We start from the raw sequence: 13,336 nt of genomic DNA on the forward strand, positions 1-13,336 counted from the left end.
GCAGTCGTTTACAGTTTACAGGTGCGGCCTACGCGGCCAATCCCGCCTTATCATGCCAAATCCAAACCGGGGAGCTTGCGGCTTCCAATCGACCGAATTCGAACAGGAATATGAACGTCCATCGAAGTCGGAACTCAAGCGCCAGATGACCGTCCTGCAAAAGCTGGGCGAAGAACTCGTCAATGAGGCCCGTGACCGCGTCAAGCGCGTCCCGATGCCGGAAGACGTGCGCGACGCCATTCTCGAATGCCAGCAAATCAAGGATCACGAAGGCCGCCGCCGCCAGCTGCAATACGTGGGCAAGAAGATGCGCACCCTGGATGAGGAAGAAGTTGCCGCCATCCAACGCACAATCGATAGCTGGAAAGGCTTGTCGAAAGCCGACACGGCCAATATGCACGCGATGGAACGCCGCCGCGACAAACTCTTGACGGATGACAAGGCGTTGACCGTCTTGCTGTCGGAAAACCCGGAACTGGACGTGCAGCACCTGCGCACCTTGATCCGCAATGCCCGCAAGGAGCAAGCCGAGAACAAGCCGCCCAAAGCCTACCGCGAAATCTTCCAGATCTTGAAAGAGATCGCCAAGAAGAAGAACGGCGGCAAGAAAGATGCCGACGAAGATGGCGTCGAGCCAGAAGAAGACGAGTAAACAGCTGGGGTCTGCCCCCAAAATTTACGAAAAACCGGGATCTGCCCGGTTTTTTTACGACATAGACAGGTGCCCCATGACCACGATAGAAGACGAATTGATTATCGGCCTCGTGTCGATCTCGGACCGCGCCAGCGGCGGCGTGTATGAAGACCTGGGCATCCCCGCCCTGGAAAGCTGGCTGTCCGCCGCCATCCGCACGCCATTCCGCCTGGAAAAGCGCCTGATCCCGGACGAGCGCTCGCAGATTGAAAACACCCTGATCGACATGGTCGACCTGAGCCACTGCCATTTGATACTGACGACGGGCGGCACGGGACCGGCGCGGCGCGATGTGACGCCAGACGCCACGCTCAGCGTCGGAACCAAGGAAATGCCCGGTTTCGGCGAACAGATGCGCCAGATCAGCCTGCAATTCGTGCCGACGGCGATTTTGTCGCGCCAGGTGGCCGTGATCCGCGAGACGCCGGAGCGCGCCGCCCTGATCATGAACTTGCCGGGCCAGCCGAAAGCCATCAAGGAAACCCTGGAAGGCTTGAAGGATGCCGACGGCGTGCAACTGGTCAACGGCATCTTTGCCGCCGTGCCGTATTGCATCGACCTCATCGGCGGCCCCTATATGGAAACCGACCCGGCCATCTGCAAGGCCTTCCGTCCCAAATCGGCGCTGCGTCCGGCGCAACCTTTACCTGAGGAAAATACATGAGCACCTTGCTGGAAACCATAGAACTCGACAGCGCACCGAATCCCACCGTCTCCATCATCTGGATGCACGGCCTGGGCGCCGACGGCAACGACTTCGTTCCCCTGGTGAAAGAACTCGACCTGCGCGGCTGTCCTGCCATCCGCTTCATTTTCCCCAGCGCCGGCACCATGCCCGTCACCATCAATAACGGCTATGTGATGCGCGCCTGGTACGACATCCTCGTGAGCGACCTCGTGCGCCGCGAAGATGAGAACGGCTTGCGCGCCTCGCAGGCTCAGGTCGAAGCGCTGATCGCGCGCGAAAAGGCGCGCGGCATTCCCGCCAGCCGCATCATCCTGGCCGGTTTCTCGCAAGGTTGCGCCATGACCTTGCAGACGGGCTTGCGCCACGCGGAGCCGCTGGCCGGCCTGATGTGCCTGTCCGGCTACCTGCCCCTGGCCGACAAGACGGCGGCGGAACGCACGCCGGCAAGCCTGCAGACGCCGATCTTCATGGCGCATGGCACGGCCGACCCCGTTGTGCAGATCGGCCGCGCACAACAGTCGCGCGACTTGCTCACCGGCATGGGTTACAAGGTGGAGTGGCACGAGTACATGATGCAGCACTCGCTGTGCCAGGAAGAGATCGACGCCATCGGCGCGTGGCTGAAAAAAGTATTGGCATAAAGTAAAACAGGCGCAGTGTGCGCCGCGCCTGTTGTCTTGCGGAACGCCGGGAACGATCAGTTTACCGGCGTTTTTTCATTCCAGATTTTCAGCATGTCGGGCGACGCTTCCGAGCGGATGCCATTGTCCGTCAGCACCGATTCCGTCGCTGCCAGCATGTCCTTGCGGGGCACGACGACCATTTCCGCATCGCGCTGCTGGAAGCGGAACGTCAGCAATTCATCCGTCTGGTCGCGCAGCAAGGCCACCAGGTGCGCTAGGCTGCGCACGCGCACGCCATTGACGGAATCGACGACCGAGAAGAAACGGGTGCTGTAGCCATTCATCAGCTTGTGCGGGAAGAACGGCGCGGCGATCACCACCAGCTCTTCGCGTTCGCTGTCGGGCGCATCGCCGCGCCGCGTGGCCAGCGGATTGCCGGCAAACGCCATGCCGCCCAAGATTGCTGGATTGCCATTCGGCGCCGCCATGAATTCCGTGGTGGCGCGTGAAAACACCATGGGGCCGAAGATGAAATAGGATGGGTAATTGCCCTGCAGGCCGGCGATCAGCATCGGATGTGCGGCCGAGACGGGCACCTTGATTTTCAGGGGCGCGCCCTGGCGCACCACCGTCAGCGGCAATTCGCCATCTTTAGCCAGCTGCTGCACCCGGTACTGGAAGCGCACGCGGCTGTTGGCGTTCAGCTTGACCATGCCCTGGTTGTCGATGGGAAAATCGCCGATATGCGTGATGACATCCCACTCCTTGAGCGGATAGGCCGCATCCTTGCTGGCCGGCGACATCACGACGGCGCCCTCGACACCCTTGGCCAGCTTCAAATAGGTGCGCAGCGCGGAGTTTTCCAGCGTTTGCGTCACGTCGCGCATGGCCGGCTTGCCCTTGGGCGCGCCGCTGTCCTGGTCGCGCAGGAACAGCTCGATTTCCTCGTTGGGGATGATGTAGCCAATGTTTTGCGCATTGAGCATGCCGGCAAAGGCCAGGCCGATCATCTTGTCGCCGGCAATCACGGGGCCGCCGCTATTGCCCGGGTTGATGGCCGCATCGATCTGGATGCGCAGGCCGGAGACAGGAAAGTTGTAGCGCACGAATTCGATGCGCGAAACGATGCCCTTGGTGATCGACAATGACGTGCCGCCCGTCGGATAGCCATATGCCAGCACGGCATCGCGCACGTCCGGCAAGACATTGGCGCGCGGCACGGCTTTGTGGCTGGAAAAAAAACTGTCGTCGTCGATTTTCAGCAAGGCCAGGTCCATGCCGCGCGAGATGGCCAGCACGGTCGCAGGGATCTTGTCGCCGGCGCCATTGGCCTGGATCTGCACCTGACTGGCATAGCCGACCACGTGCGCATTGGTGAGGATGCGGCGGCCTTCGATGACGACGCCGGAACCCGTCACCTCTTGCGGCGCCGCCTTGCTCCACGGCTTGTACGGGTCCGGCCCGCGCAGGGTGGAAAACACCTTGACGACGGAGTTTTCCAGGGCGGAAGCACTGGCGCTGGCGGCCGTCTCGGCGGCCAGCGCACGCACCGTCATCAAGGGACCAAGGGCCAGTACCAGCAAGATACGGCCCATCAGGGTGAAGCACGGACGAGTTTTCATTGAGCTTGTTGGCAATGGAAGGGAAGTAAAATTATATATTGAATAATTGCAACTTCATTACACTTTGTCCATCTTTGCCGAATAAGCCCTCGAATCAGGCGGGCATGGGCGGCACACCCAAGGCCGGCACGGCCGTCTGCGCGCCATTCATCACCATGGCCAGGAAGGTGTAATAGCCATTGATGCCCATCAAGTCGACCACGCCGTGTTCGCCGAACAGCGCCAGCGCCCGTGCATACGTGGCGTCGCTGACCCTCTTGTTCTGCTGCAACTCGATGCAAAAGTCGTGCACGGCTTGCTCATCTTCCTTCAGGGCAGGCGGCAAGCGCCGTTCAGCAATGGCGTCCACGGCCGCTTGCGCGATGCCGTTCTGCACGGCCAGCGGCGCGTGGATGGCCCACTCGACTTGCTGGTCCCACTGGCGCGCCGTTACCAGGATCGCCAGTTCCGACAGCCGCGTGCCGATGGCGCTGCGGTAGCGCAAATATTCTCCCATGCGCTGCGCCGTTTCCATCAGCTCGGGGCTGCGGATCAGCGGCACGAAGGGGCCGTACAGCGCCCCGCGCGGACCGTCGATGATGGCTTGCGCAGCTGCGCGCTGCTGGGCGTTGAGCTGCGCCAAAGGCAGCGGCGGCAAACGGTCGATATCGCTACCGGCCATCAGGCAGTCCAGGCGACCACGTCCTGCTGCTGTTCGCCCAGGCCGGGGATGCCCAGGCGCATGCTGTCGCCTTTTTTGAGGAAACGCTGCGGCTTGCGGCCCTGGCCTACGCCCGGCGGCGTGCCCGTGGCGATGACGTCGCCCGGTTCCAGGGTCATGAATTGCGACAGGTAGCTGACGATCTGCGCCACCGTGAAGATCATGGTTTGCGTATTGCCAGTCTGCATGCGCTTGCCATTGACTTCCAGGTACAGGTCCAGATCCTGCTCATCGATGATTTCATCGCGCGTCACCAGCCACGGGCCGATGGGGCCGAAGGTGTCGCAGCCCTTGCCTTTATCCCATTGACCGCCCCGCTCCAGCTGGAACGAGCGCTCGGAGATATCGTTGACGACGCAGTAACCGGCTACGTATTTCAGGGCGTCCTCTTCGCTCACGTATTGCGCACGCGTGCCGATGATCACGCCCAGCTCCACTTCCCAATCCGTCTTTTTCGAGCCTTTTGGCAACACGACATTGTCGTCCGGGCCATTCAGGCAAGTAATGGCCTTCATGAACACGATCGGTTCGGCCGGGATCGGCATGCCGGACTCGGCCGCGTGATCCGCGTAATTGAGGCCGATGCCGATGAACTTGCCGACTTTCGCCAGCGGCACGCCGAAGCGTGGATTGCCGCGCACCAAAGGCAAGGTCTTTTCGTCGAGCTTGGCCAGCTTGCGCAGGGCCTTGTCGGACAATTGCGCACCGTCAATATCCTGGACCACGCCGGACAGGTCGCGCAGTTTGCCTTCTTCATCGATCAGGCCCGGTTTTTCCTTGCCTGGACGTCCATAACGAACGAGTTTCATAGTCTTCCTTGGAGTTGATCATTGCCGCTGTGCAGGCTGCCATTTTACCGGATGGCCCGGCACGCCTGTAGCGGTGAATGAAAAACATCGCAAGTCCCGGCAATTGCAAGGCCGCCAGCACGCCAAACGCCGCCTGATACGCCTGCGGTGGATACTGCTGCTGGCTGTTCAGGGGCCAGCAGCCGAGGATCAGGCCAAAACCCGCCTGCACCAGGAAGGCGCCCGTGAAAATGAGCAGATTGAGGCAGGTGGCCGCCCTGCCCGTCAAGCTGGCCGGCATGCTTTGCGCGACGATCGCATACTCGAGCCCTGTCACCGTGCCCAGCAAGGTAAACAGCACGGACAGCAACGGCAGGCTGAGCGCCACGTTGCATGCCATCGCCACTTGCACGGCGACAAACAGGACGATGCCGGCGCCCGCCACTTGCATGGGTTCAATCGCACGTCGCCCCGCCCACTCCGTCAGCATGCCCATGCCGATGGCGCCGAAGATGACGGCCGCCATGCCCAGGTACAACAAATACGCCACGTTGTCATCGGACATGCCGCCCACATCGGCTAGCCAGCGCCCTATCCATAAACCCTGCACGCCAAAGAACACCGTGTGCGGCAGCAGGATCAGCGCGATGGTGCGGCGAAAGGCCGGGTCACGATAGACACTCCACACGCTGACCTTGCTCATGGTTACGGCGGGCGCGGGCATGGCCGGCGACAGCAGGCGGATCAGCAAGCCGATGAACAGCGCCGCCAGCGCCAGCCCCAGGAACACGCCGCGCCAGTCCGTGTAGTGCAGGGCCAGCTTGACGGGCATGGTGGCCGTCGCCGCACCCAGGCCGCCCACGGCGATCAGGTAGCCATGCACGGAAGGCAGGCGAGCTGGCGCGATGGCGCACGAGACCGCTTTCACGGCAGCCATGAAACAGCCGCCCAGGCCCGCTCCCATCAAGGCGCGCGCCCACATCAGCTCGGCAAAGCTGTGGCCCCGGCTGAACAGCCACACGCCCAGCGCCGCCAGCGCCAGCAGCCACAGTTGCACCGTGCGGGGACCGTAGCGGTCGAGCGCCATGCCGACCGGCAGTTGCACCAGTGCAAAGGCGAGAAAAAAGGCGCTGGTCAACAGCCCCAGCTGGGCTGGCGTCAGGGCGATGGCACCCAGCAACTCGGCCGTCAGCACGGCATTCACACCGCGCAGCAGGCACGACAGATAATGCCCGAGCGCAAACGGCAGGAACACGAGGCAAAACACGGCCACGCCGGAGCGGGCAGGCGCACCGTGGCCGTACATGCTCAGGCGGCCTGTGCCAGGCGGATGATTTTATGCGGCACCTGCGGCACGGGATCATCCGTTTCAAAAAAGAATTTCTCCTGCCCAAAGGCCGGCTTCAAATCATCCATCCACGTCGCTTCCGCATCGAACTTGGCGTAAAACGGCCGGCGCACCCAGTCCGGATTGCGCGCCTGCAAAAATTGTAGGGCAAACAGTTTTTCACCGTGGATGGTGACGATACCGTCGATCACGATCTTGCCGGGAAAGGCGCTCATGGAAGGCCCGCGCACCGTGCGCGACAGGCCGGACACCATCTGGTAGGCGGCCTGGAAAATCTCGTGCGCCTTCGCCAGAGGCAACTCGAAATAACCGCGCGGCCCCGTGTCGCGCTCGACAAACATGTAATACGGAACCGCTCCCAGGCGCGTGCCCGTCTGCCACAGCTCGGCCCAGCTTGCCGGGTCTTCATTGATGTGGCGGATCAGCGGCCCCTGCATGCGCAGGGTGGCGCCCGTGGAAACGATGCGTTTCACGGCTTGCTGGGCTATGTCCTGGCGCAGCTCGACGGCATGGCTGTAATGGCCCATCACGGCCAGGTTCTTGCCCGCCTTGACGATGCGCTCGAACAGGCGCATCAGGTCATCCGCATCGCGGTCGGAGACAAAACGCTGCGGCCAATACGCCACCGCCTTGGTGCCGATACGAATGTTCTGGATGTGCTCCAGGCCCGGCGCCAGCAGAGGTTCCAGGTAGGCGGCCAGTTGCCGCGTATTCATGATCATCGGGTCGCCGCCCGTGATCAGCACGTCCGTCACTTCCGGATGCAGTTTCAGGTAGGCGGCCAGCTCATGCGACTCGCGCGCATCGAACTTCATGTCGTCCATGCCGACGAACTGGGGCCAGCGGAAGCAGAAGGTGCAATACGCGTGGCACGTCTGTCCCGCGCTGGGAAAAAACAGCACCGTTTGCGCATATTTATGCTGCAAGCCGCGCACGGGCACGTCGTTGACCTTTGGCACGTTATGCGTCATCTGGCCGGCCGGATGGGGATTCATGCCCAGGCGCAAGCCGTGCACATAGGCATCGATGGCGGCCTTGTCCCGCTGCACCAGCACAAGGTCGCGCAAGTGCGCGTACTGCTCGGGCGGCAGCATGTCGCGGTGGGGAAAGACGAGGCGGTAGATGGGGTCGTCAGGAATATTGTTCCAGTCGATCAGCTGATCGAGCACATAGGCATTGGTGCGGAACGGCAAGACGTGCGACACCACTTGCACGGCTTCGCGCTGCTCTTCCGGCAGCCATTCCCACTGCCGCGCCTGTTGTATGGTTTGCCGCGTATACGGCTTGAACTTGGGTGGAAACGGCTCGGTAATGAGTGCGGACACGGTAGGCTCCTTGCCTGGAAATAACGATAACTTGCATGAAACCAGCCCCATATCGGCCAATTCCAGCCTCTTCCTCCCATGCCACGTCACCTCGGCATGCTGTGAAAGTCATCATAGTTCTTGCTGTTTGGAACCAAATTGCTACATATCAACAAGCCGTCGATACGTTGCATGCTGCCTACAAGCAACACCTTAGTTTGTTCCATCGCAATTTGAGGAAAGCGTCGGCGACGTAAATTACGGCTTGGCAACACATCCCTCGATATCACAAGGAGCTTTCATGAAACGCTTATTCACGGGTAGCCTGCTGTGCCTGGCATTTGCCGGTGGCAACGTCAGCGCCGCCGTCGAACCAACGGAAAAAGACGCCATCGCCATGGCCGAACGGGGCGCCGCCTTCATGAAGGCGCATGGCAAGGAAGAAATGATGAAGAAAATCACGGCGAAAGACCCGGACTTCGTGCAGGGCTCGCTATACGTGGACATGCGCGACATCAAGACGGGTATCGTGCTGGCCCACCCCATCAATCCTTCCATCGTGGGTAAGGATTTGACGGATGTGCCCGACGCGAATGGCAAGAAATATCGCCGTGAAATCATTGAGCTGGCGCAAAAGCAGGGCAAGGGCTGGGTCGATTACCAGTACAAGAATCCCACCAGCGGCAAGATCGAGCCGAAGACCACGTACATCCTGCGCGTCAACGATGTAGTGCTGGAAGCGGGGATCTACAAAAAATAAGGCAGGGGCGGCGCACGCACGCCGCGCGCCGCCTGCGCCTGGAACAGCCATAGCCGGGAGTCAAGCATGCTCAATCACTTACGCATCGGACCAAAATTATTGCTGGCGCCCACCCTGGTCTTGCTGCTGCTGATACTCAGCTCGACCGGCGCCTGGTATGGCATGGTGCGGCAAAATGCCTCGCTGGAAAACATGGCGCGGGTGCGCATCACGCATTTGAAGGCGGCCGCCGACGTACTCGGCGAGGCCAGGCAGGTGCATGGCAATATGTACCAGTTGCTGTCGTGGACGAATGGCAGCTTCGCCAAGGCCCGCCTCGATGCACTTGAACAACAGATCAAGGCGCGCCACGCGGCCATCGGCACCCAGCTGACCACGCTGCGCGCCACGGCCACGGGCACCGAACGCACCCTCGTCGATGCAGCCATCGCGGCGCTGGCCGGCTATCGCAAGGCCGTGCTGGAAACCATGGAAATGGCGCAGATGGACCAGTCGATCGCCACCAATTCCATGCTCAAGGCGGAAACGCAATTCGGCCAGTTCAATACGCAGCTGGCGCAACTGTCGGCTCTGGAAACAACGCTCAGCAGCCAGGCCCATGCGACGGCCAGCGCCGAGTTTCGCACCCTGGGCTGGAGCATGCTGCTGACGGTCCTGCTGTCTATCCTCGTCTCCATCGTGGTGACCATGCTGGTGCGGCGCGCCATGCTGGTGGAAATCCGCGGTATCGCCGACGCCGTGCAAGACCTGGCGGCGGGCAAGCTGACGGCCGGCGCGCCCAAACAGGGCAATGACGAAATCGCCGCCACCTCGCGCGTGCTGGACCAGACCATTGCCCACCTGAACCAGACCTTGCGCACCATCATGGGCGCCGTGCAATCGATCGACACGGCCTCGCACGAAATTGCCACCGGCAACCTGGATTTATCGGCGCGCACGGAAATGCAGGCCAGTTCACTGGAAGAAACGTCAAGCGCCATGGAAGCGCTGACGCAAGCCGTCAATGACAACGCCGACAATGCCCAGCTGGCCTGCGAGCTGGCGGGGCAAGCCTCCACCCTGGCCGTGCAAGGGGGCGCGTCGATGCAGCAGGCGGTGACGACGATGGCGACAATACGCGCCAATTCGCGCCAGATCGTGGATATTATCGGCGTGATCGACGGCATTTCCTTCCAGACCAATATCCTCGCACTGAACGCGGCGGTGGAAGCGGCGCGCGCGGGCGAGCAAGGCCGCGGCTTTGCCGTGGTGGCGTCCGAAGTACGCACCCTGGCGCAGCGCTCGGCACAGGCGGCCAAAGAGATCAAGACCCTGATCGCCACCTCCGTCACCACCATCGATGGCGGCAGCGTGGCCGTGCAGCAAGCGGGCGACAGCATGGGTGCCATCGTGGCCTCGGTGCAGCAAGTCAATGAAATCATCCAGCGCGTGAAACAGGCCAGCGCGGAGCAGGCGTCGGGCATCACGGAAGTGAATCAGGCCGTCACGCAAATGGATGATGTCACCCAGCAAAATGCGGCCCTGGTGGAGCAGGCGGCGGCAGCCGCGGCCAGTTTGCAGGACCAGGCCGTCAAATTGTCGGCGGCCGTGGCCGTTTTCACCCTGGACGAGCGCCCGGCCGCGCCGAGCGGCCCTACCGAAGAAGAAGCATTCCAGCATCCGGCCAGTGCGCAGCAGGACCGGCGCGCACTGCACAACCCGTTGCGCGGCAAGTCCGCCTTGCCCGGCACAAACACGACGCCGCAGCGCCGGCGTAGCTAGGCGGCAGGCGCGCGCATCGGTTTACTGAGGTAGCGCGAGCCGGCCAGTACGAAACGCCAAGGCGTGTCCATCGCTTTGGAAATGCCGATGCGCGGGCCAGTGCGCACCGTCACTTCTTCCTCGCGGGGCAACAGCATGAACGGCGGCGCATCGAGCGCCAGCCGGTTCTGCAGATGGCTCACACCGAGCGCCTGACACACCTTGCCCGGCCCAGAGCACAGCAGCCGCGCATCCTCGACACCGCGCCGCTCGCGCATGATGTCGAGTCCCTCCACGGGTTCGATGGCGCGGATCAGCACGCCTGCGCCATGCCCTGCTTCCCGGCACACAAAGTTCAGGCACCAGTGGATGCCGTACGAGCGGTAGACATAGGCGTGCCCGGGCGGGCCGAACATGGCCGCATTGCGCGGCGTCATGCCCCCATACGTGTGCGAGGCCGGATCCAACCGGTCATACGCTTCCGTTTCCACGATGCGCCCGCCCACACCGTCGACCAGCACCGTCACGCCGATCAGCTGGTGCGCCACGCTGCTGGAGTCGTCCGCGAAATCGATACCCGCAAGGATTTTTTTCATCCGGCAATTGTACTGCCGCGCATCCCGCCGCACGCCTTGCCCCGCCTTGAAAACAAATAAAACTTGATATTTTCATCATGAATGTCGGAATGGACGGCGTCGTAAAATGACGAAAATCACGGCCGGACCAGGCCAAAACGGGGATTTTTTCCAGAATATATTGCAGATATGAACTATTGCCATGCATAAACAGCGATAATCGTCGGGCACTGCGCCAGACGCTCATGAAGCGGGCAGCGGCAGCGCGCGACAGAATAAGCACCGGGCACAAAAATGATGATGAAAGCGTGATGATGAGAGCGGCAGCGCAAAAGCAGGTAGTGCAGGAAGATCCGGTTGACGCCTTGATGCGTTCCATCCGTATCCCGCCGCGTCCCAGCCTGCTGGTCGACTTGCAGCGCGAACTGGCGGAACAAGACCCGTCGCCGCGCCGCATCGCGCGCATCATCGCCGACGATGTCGGCATGTCGGGCGCCCTGCTGAAATTGGCGAATTCGCCGTTCTATGGCGCCGCGCGCAAGGCCAAGTCCGTCGAGCAAGGCATCAATTTTCTCGGCATCAACCAATGCAGCGCCATGATGACGGGCTTGCTGGCACGCCAGGCGCTGGAAGCGGAAGGCGTGGAACTGACCAACTTCTGGGACGTGTCGGCCAAACGCGCGCGCGCCCTGGTATTTACCTCGCGCAAGCTGCGCATCGCCCCGCCCGACATCGCCCACACCTTCGGCCTGTTCTGCGATATCGGCGTGCCCCTGCTGATGAACCGCTTTCCCGACTACGTCAACACGTATGCGGCGGCGGCCAACGATGCGAACAATTGTTTTACGGCACTGGAAGACGCGCGCCACCAGACCAACCACGCGGCCATCGGCTGCTTGCTGGCGCGCAACTGGGGCCTGTCCTCCGACGTGTCCTGGGCGATCTTGCACCACCACGACTACACGGTGCTGGCGGACCCGTCCACGGACGACGCCATCCGCTCGCTCGTCGCCCTGTCCCTGCTGGCCGAAAAGGGCATTCAGCGCTACCATGGCAACAGTACCTCGCTGGAGTGGGACAAGGGCGGCGAACTTGCCTGCCAGCATCTTGGCCTGTCGCAGGAAGAAGCCGCCGACCTGCTCGACGAATTGCACGAGATGTTCGATACCGACCATTGAGGTATCAGGCGGCCGCGTCCGCCTGTATGATCTGTCCCGGCGCCTGGCCTGAGCCTCGGCGCCTGTTTCCGTTTGCCTGACCCGTCTTTCTTAACCTGTTGATCGCCATGCCCAAAAATAAGCGCCCTGTCCCCCGTAAATCCGCCAACACGCCTGAAGACAAGGATGAATCCGTCACACGCATGCTGTGCACGATGGCCCTGAACCTGGCGGAGCAGGAAGACAGCGAATCGCAGGGCACGGTGCTGGCCGAGCAAGCCGTCGAATTCGGCCGCCTGATCCGCAAGGCATTGAATCAAAAGAAGGATGAAATCCTGTACGACGCCATCGAGCGTTCCAAATACGAAGACGTTGGCGCCTACCAGTATTTGCGCAGCCATATCGAGGAAGCGGCCTCCATTTCCGTGATCCGCCGCGAGAATGCCCCGGCCATGGAAATCAATGCCTTCGTCGTGCCCCTGCTCGTGCAAAGCACGGGCGGCCTGAAGGAAGCGGACAGTTTCCAGGACCAGGACGCCTTCGAAGCGCTGGTGAAAAGTTTCCAGCAGGCAGAACTAGAAAGCGCCAAGGCCAAGGTGGTGCTGATGAGCCATGCCTACGACCTCGATGAAATCGACCGCATCACGTATAGCCATTTGCACGAGATGGTGCGCGATGCCTATAGCTCGATGACGGACAAGAAAATCGTTGCCACGCCGGGCCTGGAAAGCAGCATCGTCGGCTGGAGCGAAACGGCCTTCGGCCCGCAGGACACGGCCGTCGAGCTGCGCTTCCTGCTGGGCTTTGCCTTGAAACGCGTGGACGACCCGTTCTATGCGGAACCGAAGGACGAAGCGGCGCTCGACGCCTGGTTCGACGCGCGCATGGCCCGCTACCAGCAATGGACGACGGAAGTCGGCGATCTGGTGAAACGCTGCCTGGCGCCCGCCGGCAACGCCCTGGAAGTGAGTTTCCTCTATCAGGATCTGTTCCACGGCGGCAAGGAACAAGGCATGAGCGAGTATGCGATGCTGCAGATGATGTCTGGCATCAACCATGCCTTGGAGGAAAACAAAGTGGACGCCGGCGATGTATCAGTCGTCGTCGGCCCGGCCGATGAACACGGTGAAATGCTGTTGCGCGTCAACGTCAGCACGGCAAGCGGCCAGCTGCTGCACAGCGCCGACAAGCCGCTGGACCTGGCCGCCGACCTGCAGGACGAAGTCGACGACATCTGCGATGCGCTGGCCACCATCGGCGTCAGCAACTTATCCGTGGCGCTGAAATTCGACGCCAAGGGACAGCCGCTGGAAGCGCAGCCGTACGCCCCAGCGTAA

The 13,336-nt window shown here is 61.8% G+C and carries 13 protein-coding genes; 7 read left to right on the plus strand and 6 right to left on the minus strand.

Annotated features, from left to right (window positions below; translation table 11 throughout):
- Positions 1-52 precede the first annotated feature (52 nt).
- The 3 genes from yjgA to AC3IQ7_RS26805 all read left to right on the plus strand — a co-directional run bounded on the left by yjgA (position 53) and on the right by AC3IQ7_RS26805 (position 2,023).
- Complete coding sequence (yjgA, locus tag AC3IQ7_RS26795; protein ID WP_099376441.1) at positions 53-652, plus strand: ribosome biogenesis factor YjgA; 600 nt, start codon at positions 53-55, stop codon at positions 650-652.
- Between the two features lie 76 nt (positions 653-728).
- On the plus strand, positions 729-1,358 hold the full coding sequence (mog, locus tag AC3IQ7_RS26800) for a molybdopterin adenylyltransferase (protein ID WP_035822340.1): 630 nt from the start codon (positions 729-731) through the stop codon (positions 1,356-1,358).
- On the plus strand, positions 1,355-2,023 hold the full coding sequence (locus tag AC3IQ7_RS26805; RefSeq protein WP_099376439.1) for an alpha/beta hydrolase: 669 nt from the start codon (positions 1,355-1,357) through the stop codon (positions 2,021-2,023). The genes mog and AC3IQ7_RS26805 overlap by 4 nt, the downstream gene beginning before the upstream one ends.
- 56 nt (positions 2,024-2,079) lie before the next feature.
- Here AC3IQ7_RS26805 and AC3IQ7_RS26810 read toward each other — a convergent pair whose 3' ends face one another.
- The 5 genes from AC3IQ7_RS26810 to AC3IQ7_RS26830 form a co-directional block, all read right to left on the minus strand.
- Positions 2,080-3,627: a S1C family serine protease gene (locus AC3IQ7_RS26810; protein ID WP_489207782.1), complete on the minus strand. Its 1,548-nt coding sequence runs from the start codon at positions 3,625-3,627 to the stop codon at positions 2,080-2,082.
- A 94-nt stretch (positions 3,628-3,721) separates the two neighbouring features.
- A complete protein-coding gene (locus AC3IQ7_RS26815) occupies positions 3,722-4,288 on the minus strand; it encodes a carboxymuconolactone decarboxylase family protein (RefSeq protein WP_489207783.1) in 567 nt (188 codons plus the stop codon).
- Positions 4,288-5,136, minus strand: a complete 849-nt coding sequence (locus AC3IQ7_RS26820; RefSeq protein ID WP_322426057.1) for a fumarylacetoacetate hydrolase family protein — start codon at positions 5,134-5,136, stop codon at positions 4,288-4,290. The genes AC3IQ7_RS26815 and AC3IQ7_RS26820 overlap by 1 nt, the downstream gene beginning before the upstream one ends.
- Positions 5,081-6,421: an MFS transporter gene (locus AC3IQ7_RS26825; protein ID WP_489207784.1), complete on the minus strand. Its 1,341-nt coding sequence runs from the start codon at positions 6,419-6,421 to the stop codon at positions 5,081-5,083. The genes AC3IQ7_RS26820 and AC3IQ7_RS26825 overlap by 56 nt, the downstream gene beginning before the upstream one ends.
- A gap of 2 nt (positions 6,422-6,423) precedes the next feature.
- A complete protein-coding gene (locus AC3IQ7_RS26830) occupies positions 6,424-7,788 on the minus strand; it encodes a KamA family radical SAM protein (protein WP_489207785.1) in 1,365 nt (454 codons plus the stop codon).
- 280 nt (positions 7,789-8,068) lie between these two features.
- On the opposite strand from AC3IQ7_RS26830, the gene AC3IQ7_RS26835 reads away from it, so the two are divergent.
- Together AC3IQ7_RS26835 and AC3IQ7_RS26840 are read left to right on the plus strand one after the other, a co-directional pair.
- Entirely contained in the window at positions 8,069-8,527 is a 459-nt protein-coding gene (locus tag AC3IQ7_RS26835; protein ID WP_099376434.1) for a cache domain-containing protein, read from the plus strand.
- A gap of 66 nt (positions 8,528-8,593) precedes the next feature.
- Positions 8,594-10,288, plus strand: coding sequence for a methyl-accepting chemotaxis protein (locus AC3IQ7_RS26840; RefSeq protein ID WP_489207786.1), 1,695 nt, complete (start codon positions 8,594-8,596; stop codon positions 10,286-10,288).
- On the opposite strand, the gene AC3IQ7_RS26845 is transcribed toward AC3IQ7_RS26840, so the two are convergent.
- Positions 10,285-10,863, minus strand: a complete 579-nt coding sequence (locus AC3IQ7_RS26845; protein ID WP_489207787.1) for a DNA-3-methyladenine glycosylase — start codon at positions 10,861-10,863, stop codon at positions 10,285-10,287. The two genes, AC3IQ7_RS26840 and AC3IQ7_RS26845, sit on opposite strands and share 4 nt — an antisense overlap.
- 290 nt (positions 10,864-11,153) lie before the next feature.
- On the opposite strand from AC3IQ7_RS26845, the gene AC3IQ7_RS26850 reads away from it, so the two are divergent.
- Both AC3IQ7_RS26850 and AC3IQ7_RS26855 read left to right on the plus strand, forming a co-directional pair.
- Entirely contained in the window at positions 11,154-12,020 is an 867-nt protein-coding gene (locus tag AC3IQ7_RS26850) for an HDOD domain-containing protein (RefSeq protein WP_035822356.1), read from the plus strand.
- A gap of 107 nt (positions 12,021-12,127) precedes the next feature.
- Complete coding sequence (locus tag AC3IQ7_RS26855) at positions 12,128-13,336, plus strand: hypothetical protein (protein ID WP_489207788.1); 1,209 nt, start codon at positions 12,128-12,130, stop codon at positions 13,334-13,336.

The sequence above is a fragment of the Janthinobacterium sp. GL_088 genome (assembly GCF_057837845.1).